We start from the raw sequence: 15,996 nt of genomic DNA, 5'->3' as shown, positions 1-15,996 counted from the left end.
ATGTCGGTGGGATCGGCTTGACTGGGGGTCGACGAACGGGGGAGCGCAATGGCGCAGGTACGCATCGAGCCGTGGCACGAGGATGACCTCGACCTGCTGCGGCAGCTCAACTCACCGGAGACCCGCGAGCACACCGGTGGCCCGGAGACCGACGAGCAGGTGCTCGCCCGCCACGACCGGTACGTGCACTTCGCCGACACCGGGCAGGGTTGCATGTTCACGCTGGTGCTGCCGGACGGGGCACGGGCGGGCAGCGTCGGCTACTGGGCCCGCGAGTGGCGCGACCAGCCGGTGTACGAGCTGGGCTGGGCGGTGCTGCCCGCGTACCGGGGGCAGGGGCTGGCCACGGTCGCGGTGCGCGCGGCCCTCGACGTGGTCCGCGCCCGACGGGACCGGCACTACGCCCACGCCTACCCCTCGGTCGACAATCCCGCCTCGAACGCGGTCTGCCGCAAGGCCGGCTTCACGCTGCTCGGCGAGACGGGTTTCGAATACCCGCCGGGGCGGATGATGCGGGTCAACGACTGGCAGTTCGACCTGACCGCCCCACCGACAGTGAGCTGAGGTCGGCGGGGCGGCCGGCGGTTCGGGTCAGTTGGGTAGGTAGGCGAAGGTGTCCGGGTTCGGGCCCTGCCGGCCGGCCTCGCCCTTGTCCAGCGCGGTGATCCGCTCCATCGCCGCGTCGTCCAGCTCGAAGTCGAAGATCCGGGTGTTCTCCTCGATCCGCTTCGGGGTGGTCGACTTCGGGAAGATGATGTCGCCGCGCTGCACGTGCCAGCGGAGCACCACCTGCGCCGGGGACCGGTCGAGCTGCCCGGCGATGTCGACCACCGTCGGGTCGTCGAGGACCTTGCCCTGGGCGATGGGCGACCACGCCTCGGTGAGGATGTTGTGCGCACGGCCGTAGGCGCGGACCTCGTCGTTGGTGAAGTACGGGTGCGCCTCGATCTGGTTGACCGCCGGCACGACGCTCGCCTCGTCGGCCAGCCGCTCCAGGTGCGACACCTGGAAGTTCGACACGCCGATTGAGCGGGCCCGGCCGTCGCGCTGGAACTCCTCCAGCACCTTCCAGGTCGAGACGTAGTCGCCGTCGTACAGGGTCGGCAACGGCCAGTGGATCAGGAACAGGTCGATGTAGTCCATCTTCAGCGCCGCGAGGGTCGAGTCGAACGCCCGGCGGGCGTCGTCGGGGCGGTGGAAGCCGTTGTTGAGCTTGCTGGTCACGTAGACCGAGCCCCGGTCGAGGCCGGACTTCCGTACCGCCTCGCCGACCTCGGCCTCGTTGCCGTACATCTCAGCGGTGTCGATGTGCCGGTAGCCCACCTCGAGGGCGGTGGTCACCGCCGAGGCGGTGTCCTTCGGCTCGATCTGGAACACCCCGAAGCCGAGCTGCGGAATGGTGGTGCCGTCGTTCAGGCTGATGTCGGGAATCGTGATTGCCACTGCGGCTCCTTCGCGTCTTCGTTACCTGTCATCCATACCCGGGCGGCTGGACGATCCACCGCCCAACCGGAGGTGACGAACGCAACGGCGGACCGGTTCACCCGGTCGTGTCGAACAGCACCGGCCACGGCCGTGCCGCCGGCACCGACGTCACGGGCGGCGCGGGCACTGTGGGCTCGGCGTCGGCCAGCACCTCCGCGGCGAGTTGGCCGAACATCGCCGCCGCCGGGTGCGCCGACCGGTTCGGCCAGGCCGCCGAGGTGCGCTTGGCCAGCGGCGCGTCGGTGATCGGCCGCCAGGCCATCCGGGGTTCCCGGCGGGCCACAGCCGCCGGCTCCACTGCCACCCCGCCGCCGGCCAGCACCAGCCCGCAGAGGAACTCCGGGTTGCGGGCCGGGCGTACCCGGGCCGGGCGCCAACCGTGCTGCCGGCACACCGCCAGCAGGTGGTCGTGCCAGCCGGGGGCGGTGGCGCGGGGAGCGGCCACCAGATCAAGACCGGCCAGCGACGCGAGCGTCACCTCGCGGCCGCGGGCCAGTGGCGAGGTGCGCGGCAGCAGCACCCCCAGGGGTACGTCGACAGGGGCGCCGAAGCGCAGCCCGTCCGCCGCCACCGGGTGGTGGACGAGCCCCACGTCCAGGGTCCGCTCGGTGAGCATCCGCACCTGCTCGGCGGTGGTCAGCTCGTGCAGCTCCACGTCCAGGCCGGGCGCCCGGGTGGCGAGCCCGTCCAGCAGCGAGCGCAACGTCACGGCGGGCGTCTCCGGCGGCACCCCGGCCCGGAGTACGCCCAGCTCACCGGCGCGGATCTGCCCCATCAGGCTGCGGAGTCGACCCTCGCCGGCGAGCAGTTCCTCCGCCTCGCCGAGCAGCAGCTCACCGGCGGTGGTGAGGCGCACCTGGCGGCGGGACCTGTCGAACAGCTCGACGGTCAGCTCCCGTTCCAGCCGCTGGATCGACTGGCTCAGCGGTGGCTGGGCCATTCCGAGCTGTTCAGCGGCCCGGCCGAAGTGCAGTTCGTGTGCGACCACCACGAAGTGCCGCAGGTGCCGGAGCAGATCCACGGCCGGGACCCTACGCCAGCACTACCAGGGCGGCAGTGGTTACCGTGCTGGCGTGGACGTGGAGGAACGCATCGGGGCCATCTTCGCCGCCGTCGGGGTGACGGCCAGCCTGCACGTCGTGGACCTGGACGCCGTCGACCCGGACGCCGTCGAGGGCGGCGGGCTTCGGGAGGTCGGGGTACGGTCCGACGAGCAGGTGGTGATCGCCTCGATCTTCAAGATCCTGCTGGTGTTGGAGTTCGCCCGGCAGGTCGAGGCCGGTCAGCTGGACCCGACCGAGCGGGTGCTGGTCACCGCCGCCGACCGGCTCGGTGGGTGGGGTCTGGCCGGCTGCGACGACGACGCCGAGGTGTCGCTGCGCGACCTCGCGTACTTCGCCATGTCGGTAACCGACAACACGGCCGCCGACCTGCTGCTGCGCCGGGTCGGCCCGGACCTGCTGCCGATGCTCGCCGTCGAGCTGGGGCTGACCCGTACCCGGGTCCTCGGTGGTCCTCGGGAACTGGTCGAGATGATGCTCGCCGACGTGGGTGCCCGGACCGAGGCGGAGTTCGCCCGGATCTTCCCCACGCTGCCGGCGGACCGGGTGCGGGCGATGCGGGTCTTCGACCCCGCGCACACCACGTCAAGCACCGCCCGGGAGATCACCCGGCTGCTCACGCTGATCTGGCGGGACGAGGCCGGGCCGGCGGCGGCCTGCGCGATGGTCCGCACGTGGATGGCCCGGCAGATCTTCTGGACCCGGCTGGCCGCCGGTTTCCCGCCCGGCGTCCGGGTCTCCGGAAAGACCGGCACCCTGCCCGGGTTCCACCTGGAGGCCGGGGTCGCCGAATACCCCGACGGCGGCCGGTACGCCATCGCCGTCTTCGCCCGCGCCGAACAGTTGACCCCGCGCCGCATCGACGTGGACCTGGCGATGGGGGAGGCCGCCCGCACTGCCGTCGAAGCGCTGCGCGGCGACTGATTTCGCGACCCGCCGAGCGCCGCCGTACCCCTGCTGAGCAGCACCGATATCCGTCGGCGTATCGAAGCCGACGGCCCTTGATCTTGGACTGTGGCCCGGTGCCGCTGATTGGCTCGTGGTCGACACATCACCCGACCACGGGGAGTACATCCGCATGCCCAGTCTCGACCGCCGACGCTTCCTGCGCGACGCCGCCGCCACCACCGCCCTGGTCTCCGCCGGTGGCCTCACCGCCAGCGTCGCCACCCCGGCCCAGGCCGCGCCCTCGACCGCCGCAGCCCCCGGGCCGACCGCTCGCCGCAAGGGCGCGGTCAGCTTCCGCTGGTGGGGTACCGCCGGCTGGCGCGTTGACATCGGCGACCGCACCGTTCTCGTCGACCCGTTTCTCAGCCGGATCGACACCGGGCTGTTCACCGGGGCGTTCAAGACCGACACCAAGTTGACGGTGCGCACCGACGTGATCGACCCGCGGGTCGACCGGGCCACGACGGTGCTCGTCACGCACACCCACTGGGACCACTTCATGGACGTGCCGTACATCGCCAAGCGCACCGGGGCGCGGGTGTTCGGCACGCTGACCGCGTACCACCTGGGGTTGGCCTACGACGTGCCGTCGACGCAGCTCAGCGCCGTGAAGGGTGGGGAGGTGCTGGACTTCGGCGACCACAGCGTCGAGGTGGTCGGCTCGCTGCACAGCCGCAACCCGTCGTACTCGGTGGCCTTTCCCGGGGTGCGGGTGAGCCCGCCGCCGCAGCCGGCCACCATCGCCGACCTGCCGGAGGGCGACACGCTGGGCTACCTGCTGCGGGTCGACGGCGGACCGTCGGTCTACTTCACCGGGGCCAGTGACGTCGCCGAGCGGAACCTCACCGGCCTCGCGCCCGACGTGGCGATGGTGGCCATGCAGAACGCCACCACCACCGGCGACTACCTGCCCCGGCTGCTGGCCGGCCTCGACTACCCGAAGGTCGTGGTGCCGGTGCACTACGACAACTTCGAGACGGCGTTGCAGAACCCGCCACCGGTCGCCCCGACCGACCGGACCCGGCTGAACGAGATGATCGCGGCGGTGCGCCGGATCTCGCCGCGCAGCCGGGTGCTGGTGCCCGAGTACGAGACCGCGTACCACTTCTGAGCAGCATCGGTGGGGGTCGCCGGGCCGCGACCCCCACCCGGTCAGGAGGCGGCCATCTCCGCCAGGGCCCGTACCGACTTCCAGTTGCGGGAGGTGGACACCACGCCGAGCTTCTTCTCCAGGTACGCGTTCGTGAACTTCGACCGCCCGTAACCGCCGTCGACGTAGTGCAGGAACACCTCACGGCCGGTCACCGTGAACGACACGTTCTCGCTGCCGGGCACGGCCAGGGCATCCACCATGGACTTCTGCGGAGCGGTGGCGAGGAAGGCCACCAGCAGCCGCGTCGGGTCGTCCTCCCGGTCGGCGTACGGGTTACCGCCGGCGATCGCCGCCAACTCCCGGGCGCTGCGCACCAGCACCGGCACCGTCAACGCCAGCTCGTCGGTCAGCGCCCGCGCGATGCCGGCGGCCAGCTTCTCCGCGTCGCGCACCGAACTGCCGAAGACCACGTTGCCGCTCTGCAGGTACGTCCGGGCGTCCTCGTGCCCGAGGTCGGTGACGATCCGACGCAGGTCGGCCATCGCCAGCCGGGTGCTGCCGACGTTTACCCCACGCAGCAGGGCGACGTAGCGGGTCATGGCTCCTCCGTCCACATGGGTACGGCGTCAGCCTAGCGGTGTGGGCGGAGCTGTCGGACGGGATCGATAGGCTCCTACCGCCGGCTGCCACCCAGCGAATCGCCGGTCTTCCCTGGAGGTCAACTTTGATCCGTTCCCGCTTTGCCGTGGCGATCGCCGTCGCCGCGGCGACGGCGATCGTGGGGCTTCCCGCGACCGCGCACGCCGACGAGATTCCGATCGTCACGTCTGCCCACAGCGACTACGACCTCGATCGGGGCACGCTGCTGGTGTCCATCACGTCGCCCAGCGACGTCACCGATGTCCGTGCGCACATCCGCGAGTACAACACCGGGGCGGAGGTTGCCGTCCAGGAGGACTTCTACCTCCAGTCCGGCACCGAGCGTGACGGCGTGTGGCGATCCAACCCGATCATCCTCGACAAGCTCGGCTACTACCGGGTCGACGTGGAGGTCACCGACGAGGCCGGTCACCACGTCACCCAGACCGATGCCGGCGACCTGGACTACTCGGTGGTCACGTTCTTCGACAACGTCACGCTGAACCGCACCACGGTGACCTATGAGAACCGCAACGTGACAGTGCGGGGATGGCTCAAGGGGCGCTGGCCGGGCAGCGGCGAGATCAGGTCCCTGGGGAGATTCCCCATGACGGTGAACGCCGGCTTCAGTTGGGACGCGGTCACCACCAGGGCCGACGGTTCCTTCACCGGCACGGTCACGATCGGCCGCAAGGACGTGCTGGTGTACGCGGCCTACAGCTATGACAACGACCATCTCTTCCACGGCTCGTCGCGTTCGGCCGAGACCGCCATCGCGATCACCAAGCGGCCGATGCGGATCACCATCGACACGGACCGACCCAAGATCCTCAAGGATGAGAACGTCACGGTGAGCGGTCGGCTGACCTGGCGGACGCCGGAGGGCTGGGTGCCGGTGCCTGGTGTGGAGCCGGGGGTTTCCCTCTGCATGAGCGCCGACTACTGCCGCACGTACCTCGGCTCCGCCACCACGGACGCGGACGGTCGGTACTCTCTGACCACCTCGCCGTACGAGACCGGCCGCCTCCAGGTGGGTTACTCGATGGACGACGAGTTCGTCAGCACCGCGATCGCCAGCACGAACATCTCCGTGCTGCAACCGGCCGCGTTCCGCAGTTTCTCGGCGGCCCGGGAGAACGCGACGACTGTGACGCTCAGCGGCGAGATGGAGTTCAACGGCGGGTTGTCCCCGGGGACGGTGCCGCTGAAGGTGCAGTTCTCGGCGACCGGCGACGACGACACCTGGGGCACCCAGGCCACCATCTACGCTGGCGGCAGTTACGACTTCGCCACATCGGTCTACCGGAAGACGGCTGGGTTCTGGCGGGTCGTCTACCCCGGCACCTCTACCGACTTCCAGTCGGCGACCAGCGCGTCGGTGTACGTCAGCTGATCTTGGTTGGCGCGGGGGCGTCCAGATCGGATGTTCCCGCGCCCTCATCGACGCACGACCTCGCTAACCCGACCGGTGGGGACCCACCAGGCCCGTCTCGTACGCGACGATGACCAGTTGCGCCCTGTCGCGTACCGCCAGTTTGGTCAGCAGCCGCCCGACGTGCGTCTTGACGGTGGCCTGGCTGAGGTTGAGGTGCGCGGCCAACTCCGCGTTGGACAGGCCCCGGGCGATCAGCGCGAGGACCTCCCGTTCCCGATCGGTCACCCCGTCGAGCTGGCGGGGCAGCGGTCGGGTCGGCTCCGGCTGCCGGGCGAACTCGTCGATCAACCGGCGGGTCACCGTCGGCGCGAGCAGCCCCTCCCCGGCGGCGACCACCCGGATCCCGGTCAGCAGATCCGCCGGTGGGGTGTCCTTGAGCAGGAACCCACTGGCCCCGGCGCGCAGCGCCCCGTAGACGTACTCGTCGAGGTCGAACGTGGTCAGGATGATGACCCGGGTGTCGGCCGTCGCCGGGTCGGCGCAGATCCGCCGGGTCGCCTCGATGCCGTCCATCTCCGGCATCCGGACGTCCATCAGCACCACATCCGGCCGGTGCTGCCCGGTCAACGCGACGGCTTCCGCGCCGGTGCCCGCCTCACCGACAGTGGTGCAGTCCGGGCTGAGATCGACCAGCAACCGGAAACTGCCGCGCAGCAACGCCTGGTCGTCGGCGATCAGCACGCGGATCATGCGGCCACCCGGTAGGGGAGGCTGGCGGTCACCGCGAAGCCACCGTCGGGGCGGGGCCCGGCGCGGAACTCCCCGCCGTGCAACGCCACCCGTTCCCGCATGCCGATCAACCCGTGCCCCTCCCCGCCGAGCAGGACCGGCCGCTGGCCGTCGTCGGTCACCTCCACCCGCACCTCGTCGGGCAGGACGGTCACCGTGGCCCGGCAGGAGGCCGGCGCCGCGTGCTTCACCACGTTCGTCACCGCCTCCTGCACGATCCGGTACACAGCGAGGCCCACCGACTCCGGTACCGCGCCCGCCGGCTCGTCCCGCCGCACGTCGAGCTGCACGTCGACGCCGCCGATCGCCGCCTGCCGGGCGAGGAGGGGCAACTCGTCCAGCCCTGGCGTCGGCGCGTACGGGCTGTCCTCGCGCAGCACGCCGAGCACCCGACGCACGTCGGTCAGCGCGGTGCGGCCGGTCTCCTCGATGACCCGGAGCGCGGCACCCGCCTCACGGGGGTCGGCCTCGGCGACGTGGTTGGCGACGGCCGCCTTGACCACTATGAGACTGAGCGTGTGCGCGACCACGTCGTGCAGCTCACGCGCCACCCGCAACCGCTCCTCGGTGGCGGCCTGACGAACGAGCTGGTCACTCTGCCGGGTGGCGAGGGCTCGTCGCTCCCGGATCTGCCAACCGATCACCCAGGCCGGCGCGACCATGACGGCGGCGTAGGCGACAGCGCCGGTCCGCGACCAGAGGTCCCCCGCGGTCAGCACCAGGCCGACGCTCACCAGCGCCAGGCAACCGGCGGCGCAGAGCAGCGACCGGCGGGTGGGCGTCGCCACGGCCACCGTGTAGAAGGACAGTCCGATGGCGAGCGCCGGAGCGGCGGCGGCGTAGTTGGGGATCACCCCGGTGATCAGGGCGACGGTGGCGACGGAGCTGATCACGACGGCCACCGCCATCGGCCACCGTCGCCGGACGGCCAACGGCAGCCCGAGGGCCATCCCGACCAGCACCGACACCCAGAGCGGCTCGCGTACGCCACCGTGCAGCGGCGACTCCAGCGCGGCGTACGGGCAGAGCAACCCACCGACGGCAACCGCCAGCAGGGCGTCCACCGTGTACAGGTCCACCGGCCGCATCCGTCGGGTCAACAGGAGAGCAGTCACCAGTCGAACGGTAACGACCGGCTGGATCGACCGCGTCCGCCTGTGGGCCGTCATCCCCGAGGACGACGTACCGGTGCTGCCGGGCCTGCGAATCCACCCGGGGGAGGGCCGGAAAGTGCCCGCTCCGGCACGACGCGCCGTACCCCCCGCGTTCGGGACCGTAACGGTCATGACCACAGACACGGTGACAGTGACGGGGCTGCGAGCGGTGTACGGCACCGGAACCCGGCGGGTGACGGCGCTCGACGGCGTGACCACGCGCTTCGCGAGCGGCACGTTCACGGCGGTGATGGGGCCCTCCGGCTCGGGAAAGTCGACACTGCTGCACTGCGCGGCGGGGCTGGACCGCCCGACCGAGGGAACCGTCACGATCGACGGCACCCGCCTCGACAACCTCAGTGAGGACGCGCTGACCCGGCTGCGGCGCGACCGGATCGGCTTCGTCTTCCAGGCGTTCAACCTGGTGTCCACGCTGACCGCCGCGCAGAACGTCGAGTTGCCGTCGCGCCTGGCCCGCCGTCGCCCGCCAGCCGGGGACGTGGTCGCCGCCCTCGACGCCGTCGGTCTCGCCGACCGGGCCGGGCACCGGCCGAGTGAGTTGTCCGGCGGGGAGCAGCAGCGCGTCGCCGTGGCCCGAGCGTTGATCACACGCCCGGCGGTGGTCTTCGCCGACGAGCCGACCGGGGCGTTGGACAGCGCGTCCTCCCGGCAGGTGCTCCGGCTGCTGCGGGCACTCGTCGACGACCACGGGCAGACCGTCGTGATGGTGACCCACGATCCCGCCGCCGCCGCGTACGCCGATCGGGTCCTTTTGCTGGCCGACGGCCGCGTCGTCGACGAGCTGACCGGCCCGATCTCCGCCGCCGCCGTCGCCGCCCGGATCGCCGAGCGGGAAACCGTCGCGGAGTCGTCGTGCTGAGCGTCCGGCGGTCGGCCAGCGCCTTCGTGGCCGTGGCCATCGGGGTCACGCTTGTCGCGGCGGCCACCCTGCTGCTCGCCTCCGGCCGCCCGCAGGTGCCGGACCGGCTGGCGCGGGCGGCAGTCGTGGTGCAGAGCCCCGAGGCGGGCGCGTCCGCTGAGGAGTTCATGCCGACCCGGCCCTGGTCGGCCAGCGCGGCAGCGGGGTTGGTCGGCAGGCTGGCCGGTCTGCCGGACGTCGCGGCGGCGGTGCCGGACCGCACCTTCTACGCCCAGCCGCTCGTCGACGGCCGGCCTTCGGCCGCCGACACCCGGCGGGAGGACGCCTACCAGGGGCACGGCTGGTCCAGCGCCCAACTGGGTGGGCTGCGCCTCACAGCTGGCGAGCCACCCCGCCGGCCCGGCGAGGTGGTCGTCGACAGCGCGCTCGGACTGCGCCCCGGCGCACCGGTCACAGTGCTGACCGCGACGGGCCCGGAGTCGTACACCGTCACCGGTCTGGTCGACGGACCCGGCGTCCACGTCGCGGACGAGGTCGCCGCCGCGCTCGCGCCCGGCGTGCGGGCCATCGGGCTGGTGCTCGCCCCGGACGCCGACCCCGAGCGGGTCGCCACGGCGGCTCGCGGAGTCGTCGGCGGCGACGGACTGGTGTTCACCGGTGCTGCCCGTGGTGCGCTGGAGCCGCGCGGCGACGCCCGTACCCGGTGGATCGGCATGCAGGTGCTCGCCGCCACGGCGGCCCTCGCCGGCTTCGTCACGGTGTTCGTGGTCGCCTCCACCTTCGCCTTCACCGTCGCGCAGCGCCGCCGTGAGCTGGGTCTGCTGCGCGCCGTCGGCGCCACCGGAGGCCAGGTCCGCCGGATGGTCTACGCCGAGGCGCTCGCCGTCGGCGTCTCGGCAGGGTTCGTCGGCCTGCTGGTGGGCGCGGCGCTCGCCCCGTTGCTGGGTCGGCTGCTGGTCGACGTCGGCTTCGAACCGTCGACCTTCCGGGTCCGCTACGAACTCTGGCCGATCGCGGTCTCGCTCGCGGCCGGGCCGGTGATCGCGGTGCTGGCCGTCTGGTCGGCGTCCCGCCGGGCGGGGCGGGTCCGCCCGTTGGAGGCGTTACGCGAGGCTGCTGTGGAACAGCGACCGGTAGGGCGGGTACGCGCCGCCACCGGGGTGCTGCTCCTCGCGGCGGGAGCCGCGCTCAGCCTCGGCACGGCGACCGCCGACGAGGCTCGGGTGGGGGCGCAGTACGCGCTCTACGCGGTGATGGCGTTGGTGGCCGGCACCACGGTGCTCGCCCCGGTGGTGGTCGGGCCGCTGGTGCGCCTGCTGCGTTCTCCGGTGCGTCGGCCCGGTGGCGCGATCGGGATGCTGGTGCGGGGCGGGGCATTGACCGCGACCCGGCGGACCGCCGCCATCGCCGCGCCGGTGCTGCTCACTGTCGCGTTCGCGGTGCTGGTGTCCGGGATGGTGCGCACCAGCACCGCCGCGTACGCCGCAGGTCGGGCGGACAACGTGAACGCCGGCTGGATCGTCGTGCCGGACCGCGCACCCGGCCTGTCCGACCGGGCCGTCGCCGCGACCGGTGGCACCGCGCTCCTGCCGACCACCGTCTACCGCACCGACCCCGGAACGTCGCCACCGGACCGGCCGATGACCGCGCTCGGCGTGGATCCGGAGGGCTTCGCCGCAGCGAACCGGGTGCTCACCGTCGTCGCCGGTTCGCTGAACGACCTGCGGGGCGACGACACGGTGGTGGTCACCGCCTCGGCGAACCGCCTGCCGTCGGAGCCGTACCCGGTGGTCTTCGCCGACGGGACGACGGTGTCGTTGCGCGTCGTCGCCGTGGTCGACGACACCTCGATCCCCGGCGACCTGCTGGTGCCCCGGGCCGTGGTGCGGGCGCACGACCCGTCGGCGCTGACGTCCACCGTGTACGTCCGGGACCGCGTCGATCCACCGGTCGGCGCGCGGATCCTCGACGTGCCGGGCTGGGCGGCCGAGGCGGACGCCGCCGAGGACCGCCTCGTCTGGCTCTTCACGCTGCTGCTGATCGGGGTGTCCGCCGGCTACGGGGCCGTCGCGGTGGCGAACACGCTTCTGCTGGCCGCCGCCGGCCGCGCCGCGGACCTGCGGCTGATCCGGATGGCCGGGGCGACCCGACGGCAGGTCATCTGGCTGGTCACGGCGGAGTCCGCGCTGGTGGTCCTGATCGGCGCGCTGCTGGGTGGGGCTGTCGCGTTCGTCGGTCTGCTCAGCATCAGCGCCGGCCTCGCCGAGCAGGTCGGTGCCCCCGTCGACCTGGTGATGCCGTGGTCGGTGATCGCCGGGGTGGTGGGGCTGTGCCTGCTGCTCGCGGTGCTGTCCAGTGTGTTGCCGACGTGGCGGCTGCTGCGCCACCGTCCCGCCCGGTCACCGGTGGGCCTCGTCGGATGACAGCGCCCCCCGCGCGGACGATCGGCCAGCTACCGTCCATGGATGCGATCCGCGCGCCCGGTCGGGCTTCTCCTCTCCGCCGCCGCCGTCGCGCTCTGGGCGTACGGCATGACCACGTGGCAGCCGCTGACCGAGCCGCTCGGCCCGTGGTCGGAGCACCTGCCGGGCAACAACGCCTACTGGGCGCGCGACCTGCGCTTCATGGCGATCATGGCGGTGCCGCTCGGGTTGGTGCTGGCCGGGCGGGGGCAGATGCGGTGGAGCGGCCCGGCTGTGGTGCTGGGCGGCTGCTGGATCGCGGCCGACGTGGCTGTCGACCGGGCCGACCTGATCGGCGTCGACGCGACGGTGCGCCTCGCCGTCGCCGGCTACGCCGTGCTCGGCGTGGTCGCGGCGCTGCTGCTCTGGTGGGAGCGCGCCGTGCCGCCATTGTGGGAGCCCGATACGGAGTCGGCACGGGAGCGCGGCGCCACTCCGGCCACCGATCGGCGGGTGCTGACCGGCGCGGCCTGCGTGGCCGGGGTCCTGACGCTGGTGGCGGCCGGAATGGAGTCACCGACCGACCGGGAGCCGGAACTGAACCAGGGTGCGCTGGCCACGGCGGCGCTGCTGGTGGCCCTGGCCGCCGGTGCCGCGTTGGCAGCGGCTCCGGCGCGGACCCGGGTTCGCGTCGGGCTGGCGGCCGGCCTCACAGTGGTGGCCCTGCTCGGCGTCGGGTGGGTCCGTGCCACAGCGCCCGGCACACGCCTCCTGCCGGAGGCCGCTCTCGGGGCGGTGCTGCTCACCGGAGTCACACTCCTGGCCTGGGACTGGCCGGGCGGCCGGCCGATCTGGCGGCACCACGCCCTGGCCGCGCTCATCGCGCTCGTGGGTCCGGTGGTGTTCCTGGTGGCCACGGCCATCCCCATGATGATCCTGATGCCGATCGGCGCGGCGTTCACCGCGCTGGCCGGCAACAGCCCGATCAACGCCGCCGACTCCGATCTACTGGTCTCCCTGGTCGGGCTGCTCGCCGGGCTGGGAATGGCAGTGCTGCTGGCGCGGCCGAGCGTCGAGGACCGTCGGCAGCTCCGCTAGCTCACTCGACGACCGGCAGCACCACCTCGTTGCGGCGCAGGAACCACGGCTTCCACGGCGGGTCGAAGCGCGCGTACCGGATGGCACCTGTCGGTTGCAGCCCGGCCGCGGTCACCGACCGGCCGAGCATCGTGGCCCGCTGGCTGAATGCCTGCTCCGTCCACCGCCCGGAGAACCGCATGGCCGCCGCCAGCCGCGCCGGAACCTCGCGGATCCGCACCCGGGCGTCCACCGGCTCGGGCAGGGTGGCGGCGGTGAAGCTGGCCGGCATGACGAACTGGATCAGGTACGCGCCCGGCCACTCACCCTCGATCTGCACGACCGGCACGGTCATGGCGATCTTCACCGAGCCGCTGACCGCCGCGAGCGCCGGCGCGGCGGAGCCGATCGGGTGCCGGGCCCGATTGGCGCCACCGATGTACGCGGCCAGCGGCCGGAACGCCTCGATCGGCGCCCGGGTGAACGACGCCTGGATCTGCATCTCGGCCACCAGGTGGGCGGGGTACCGACGCAGCTCGAAGCCGGGGTGTCGGGACACCACCCGGTACGGCTGCTGTTCGGTCATCGCGCGGCTCCCAGGGTCTGCTGGGACAGACGCTACCGCCCGTCCGGCTCCCGCTCGGCCGAAGTCGGCCGCTCCGGCCCGGCGGGGAGTGCCCTGGTGGTCAACCGCCAGTACTGCCGCTTGTCCTCGTCGCGCAGCACCACCCCGATCTGCCCCAGCTCGCGGCGCAACTCCCGGGCGTCGTCGCGGCGGTCCCGCTCGATGGCCCGTTCCCGGGCCCGCAGCAGCGCGTCCGCGCCGGCCGGCAACCCGGGCAGGTCCGGAACCCACAGCCGGTACGCCGACCGGTGCGGGTCGTCGTCCGCCCAACCCCAGCCGTGCTCCCGGAACGCCGCCGCCAGTTGGGCGGCCGGCAGGTCCGTCGACTCCCGGACGAGTTCCGCGCCGTCGGCGTCCAGCAGCACCAGGTGCTTGTCGGCGAGGAAGACCACCCGGGTGTCGACCCGGGCGATGGTCCGGTTCTCATCCGAGCGGCGCAGCTGGATCTGCGCCCCGTCGACGGTGACGATCAACCGTTCGGCGGTGCCGATCCCGGCGATGACCAGGCCGGCCAGGACGCCAACCCCGATCGTGCCGGCGGTGGCCTGCGGCTCGGGCAGCCGGTCCAACCACTCGATCAGGTCGCTGAACGGGACCCAGGGCAGCCGGGCGAGCCAGCCCGTCGCCGCCGCGAGAAGCCATCCGGCGCCCGCGCCGAGCAGCGGAAAGCCACCCCACAGGACCGCCAGTTCCAGCGGGCCGCCGCTGACCACGGTGCGCGGACGGTAGCTGGCCATCTCCATGGTCAGGACACCTCGCGGCGTAGCGTCCGGAACAGGCCGGCGGCCAGCGGGAGCACCATCCAGACCAGCAGGGAGACCGCAAGGCGCCCCCACTGCTCGCCGGTGACGTGACTGGTGAACAACGGCTCCATGGTCCGGCTGGTGTCCAGCCAACCGGCCGGACCGCGCAGCGGTCGGACCAGTTCGCCGAGCACCGACCAGAGGGTCGGCAGCAGCAGGTAGCCGACAATGGCCAACGGCGTGTTGAGCAGCAGCAGACCGAAGGCGGCACCCATCAGCACGCCGGCGACCTGAACAACCGCCGCGTTCACGATCAGCGACGCGTCGACCTGCCAGGTGCCCGCGCCACCGGTGGCGGACGCGACCAGCGTTCCGACGACGGCGACGGCCACTGTGACCAGCAGGGAGGCGAGCGCCGCCAGCACCACCGCGAGCAGCTTCGCGGCCACCACCCGCTGCCGCCTGGGCACCAGCGCATAGGTGGTGAGGGCTGTGCGCTGTGACCATTCGCTGGTGATCGACAGGATGCCGAGCACCGGCAGGAGCACGTTGACGGGCAACAACGAGCTGGCGAAGAACGTGAAGAAGGTCTGTTCGGAGTCCTCGGCGTAGATCAGCAGGAGGGTGACGATCGCGACGACCACGAGACCGATGGCGATCAGCAGCCAGCGGCCGGCCCGGGTGTCGACGAGCTTGCGCATCTCCACGGCGCTGAGACGGAGCAGCGACGGTCGGCGTACCGGAGAGTGGTGCCGGGGCGCGACGGCGCCGGCGGCGGGCGCGGTGGTGGTGGTCATCGAACGGCCTCCTTGGTCGATTCGCCGGCGGTCAGGGTGAGGAAGAGCTGTTCGAGGCCGCCGCCGCTGGCGGGTCGCAGCTCGGCCAGCGCGACGCCGGCATCGGCCGCCGCCTGGCCGACCGCCTCGGCGTCGGCCTGCACGAGCAGGCCTTCCGAACTGTCGGCGGCGCTCAGGTTGGCCACCTTCAGCGCTCGACGCAGCGCCGCGTCGTCGCGGGCGCGAACCACAGTGCCGCCCCCGGCCAGCAGCTCGTTCTTGTCGCCCTGGGCCACGATCCGGCCGCCCCCGATCACCACCAGCCGGTCCGCGACCGCCTCCACCTCGCGCAGCAGGTGGGAGGAGAGCAGCACGGTGCCGCCCCGGTCGGCGAAGTCACGCAGCAGCCCCCGCATCCAGAAGATCCCCTCCGGGTCCAGGCCGTTGGCCGGCTCGTCGAGGATCAACACCCGGGGGTCGCCGAGCAGCGCGTGGGCCAGCCCGAGCCGTTGGCGCATGCCCAACGAGTACGCCCGTACCCGACGCTTCGCGGCCACCGCGTTCAACCCGACCAGGTCGAGCTTCGCGGCGACCTCGCGCCGCTCCAGACCCATCGTGTACGCGGACAGCGTCAACGCCTCGCGGCCGGTGCGCCCGGCGTGCTGGGCGGAGGCGTCCAGCAGAACCCCGACCTCCCGCCCCGGGTTGGGCAGTTCCCGGTACGGGTGCCCGGAGACGGTGGCGCGGCCGGCGGTCGGCGTCGTCAGCCCGCAGATCATGCGCATGGTCGTCGACTTGCCGGCGCCGTTGGGGCCGAGGAAACCGGTGACGGTGCCCGGCTCGCACTGGAACGACACGTCGTCCACGGCCGGGTGTGGCCCGTACCGCTTGGTGAGGTTCTCTACGGTGATCATGCGGTTGAGCCTGCCCGCGCCGCCCGGCCATCCGC

Annotated in this window: 16 protein-coding genes; 7 read left to right on the top strand and 9 right to left on the bottom strand. The window is 72.5% G+C overall.

The genetic code is table 11. The features are described from left to right. Positions 1-48: 48 nt before the first annotated feature. Positions 49-564 carry a GNAT family N-acetyltransferase gene (locus ACGF3C_RS18700; RefSeq protein WP_357233375.1) on the top strand — a complete coding sequence of 172 codons (516 nt, stop codon included), beginning with the start codon at positions 49-51 and terminating at the stop codon, positions 562-564. A gap of 27 nt (positions 565-591) precedes the next feature. On the opposite strand, the gene ACGF3C_RS18695 is transcribed toward ACGF3C_RS18700, so the two are convergent. Further along, entirely contained in the window at positions 592-1,443 is an 852-nt protein-coding gene (locus tag ACGF3C_RS18695) for an aldo/keto reductase (RefSeq protein WP_393223390.1), read from the bottom strand. Between the two features lie 97 nt (positions 1,444-1,540). Continuing rightward, positions 1,541-2,506: a LysR family transcriptional regulator gene (locus ACGF3C_RS18690; RefSeq protein WP_393223388.1), complete on the bottom strand. Its 966-nt coding sequence runs from the start codon at positions 2,504-2,506 to the stop codon at positions 1,541-1,543. A 52-nt stretch (positions 2,507-2,558) separates the two neighbouring features. Between ACGF3C_RS18690 and ACGF3C_RS18685 the strand changes: the two genes are divergently transcribed. Together ACGF3C_RS18685 and ACGF3C_RS18680 are read left to right on the top strand one after the other, a co-directional pair. Further along, positions 2,559-3,470: a serine hydrolase gene (locus tag ACGF3C_RS18685; protein ID WP_357224887.1), complete on the top strand. Its 912-nt coding sequence runs from the start codon at positions 2,559-2,561 to the stop codon at positions 3,468-3,470. A gap of 154 nt (positions 3,471-3,624) precedes the next feature. After that, positions 3,625-4,605, top strand: coding sequence for an MBL fold metallo-hydrolase (locus tag ACGF3C_RS18680; RefSeq protein ID WP_393223385.1), 981 nt, complete (start codon positions 3,625-3,627; stop codon positions 4,603-4,605). A 41-nt stretch (positions 4,606-4,646) separates the two neighbouring features. Here the strand turns inward: ACGF3C_RS18680 and ACGF3C_RS18675 are convergent, their stop codons facing one another. Continuing rightward, positions 4,647-5,186, bottom strand: coding sequence for a DUF1697 domain-containing protein (locus ACGF3C_RS18675; RefSeq protein ID WP_393223382.1), 540 nt, complete (start codon positions 5,184-5,186; stop codon positions 4,647-4,649). Between the two features lie 125 nt (positions 5,187-5,311). On the opposite strand from ACGF3C_RS18675, the gene ACGF3C_RS18670 reads away from it, so the two are divergent. Then, on the top strand, positions 5,312-6,619 hold the full coding sequence (locus tag ACGF3C_RS18670; RefSeq protein WP_393223379.1) for a hypothetical protein: 1,308 nt from the start codon (positions 5,312-5,314) through the stop codon (positions 6,617-6,619). 63 nt (positions 6,620-6,682) lie between these two features. Here the strand turns inward: ACGF3C_RS18670 and ACGF3C_RS18665 are convergent, their stop codons facing one another. Beyond that, entirely contained in the window at positions 6,683-7,351 is a 669-nt protein-coding gene (locus ACGF3C_RS18665) for a response regulator (RefSeq protein ID WP_393223376.1), read from the bottom strand. Next, positions 7,348-8,505: a sensor histidine kinase gene (locus tag ACGF3C_RS18660; RefSeq protein WP_357224870.1), complete on the bottom strand. Its 1,158-nt coding sequence runs from the start codon at positions 8,503-8,505 to the stop codon at positions 7,348-7,350. Before ACGF3C_RS18660 ends, ACGF3C_RS18665 begins: the two co-directional genes overlap by 4 nt. A 169-nt stretch (positions 8,506-8,674) precedes the next feature. Between ACGF3C_RS18660 and ACGF3C_RS18655 the strand changes: the two genes are divergently transcribed. Genes ACGF3C_RS18655 through ACGF3C_RS18645 form a run of 3 tightly spaced genes read left to right on the top strand, consistent with a single transcriptional unit; the run spans position 8,675 to position 12,924 of the window. Next, positions 8,675-9,424 (top strand): ABC transporter ATP-binding protein, encoded by a 750-nt coding sequence (locus tag ACGF3C_RS18655; RefSeq protein WP_393223372.1) that lies wholly within the window; start codon positions 8,675-8,677, stop codon positions 9,422-9,424. Beyond that, the gene (locus tag ACGF3C_RS18650) at positions 9,418-11,847 is read left to right on the top strand and encodes an ABC transporter permease (RefSeq protein WP_393223369.1); all 2,430 of its coding nucleotides are present in this window, start codon (positions 9,418-9,420) and stop codon (positions 11,845-11,847) included. The genes ACGF3C_RS18655 and ACGF3C_RS18650 overlap by 7 nt, the downstream gene beginning before the upstream one ends. Before the next feature lie 42 nt (positions 11,848-11,889). Further along, a complete protein-coding gene (locus ACGF3C_RS18645; RefSeq protein WP_393223366.1) occupies positions 11,890-12,924 on the top strand; it encodes a hypothetical protein in 1,035 nt (344 codons plus the stop codon). 1 nt (position 12,925) lies between these two features. Here ACGF3C_RS18645 and ACGF3C_RS18640 read toward each other — a convergent pair whose 3' ends face one another. Genes ACGF3C_RS18640 through ACGF3C_RS18625 form a run of 4 tightly spaced genes read right to left on the bottom strand, consistent with a single transcriptional unit; the run spans position 12,926 to position 15,961 of the window. Beyond that, a complete protein-coding gene (locus ACGF3C_RS18640; protein WP_357224853.1) occupies positions 12,926-13,489 on the bottom strand; it encodes a heme-binding protein in 564 nt (187 codons plus the stop codon). A gap of 32 nt (positions 13,490-13,521) precedes the next feature. Next, the gene (locus tag ACGF3C_RS18635; protein ID WP_357224847.1) at positions 13,522-14,271 is read right to left on the bottom strand and encodes a hypothetical protein; all 750 of its coding nucleotides are present in this window, start codon (positions 14,269-14,271) and stop codon (positions 13,522-13,524) included. Positions 14,272-14,273: 2 nt separating this feature from the next. Next, complete coding sequence (locus ACGF3C_RS18630; protein ID WP_393223363.1) at positions 14,274-15,068, bottom strand: ABC transporter permease; 795 nt, start codon at positions 15,066-15,068, stop codon at positions 14,274-14,276. Continuing rightward, positions 15,065-15,961 carry an ABC transporter ATP-binding protein gene (locus ACGF3C_RS18625; protein ID WP_393223360.1) on the bottom strand — a complete coding sequence of 299 codons (897 nt, stop codon included), beginning with the start codon at positions 15,959-15,961 and terminating at the stop codon, positions 15,065-15,067. The genes ACGF3C_RS18630 and ACGF3C_RS18625 overlap by 4 nt, the downstream gene beginning before the upstream one ends. Positions 15,962-15,996: the final 35 nt, after the last annotated feature.

Source organism: Micromonospora sp. NPDC047762, from assembly GCF_043204655.1.
GTDB lineage: Bacteria > Actinomycetota > Actinomycetes > Mycobacteriales > Micromonosporaceae > Micromonospora.
The sequence above is the reverse complement of the archived record's forward strand: the minus strand, read 5'-3'. Positions and strand labels throughout refer to the sequence as shown.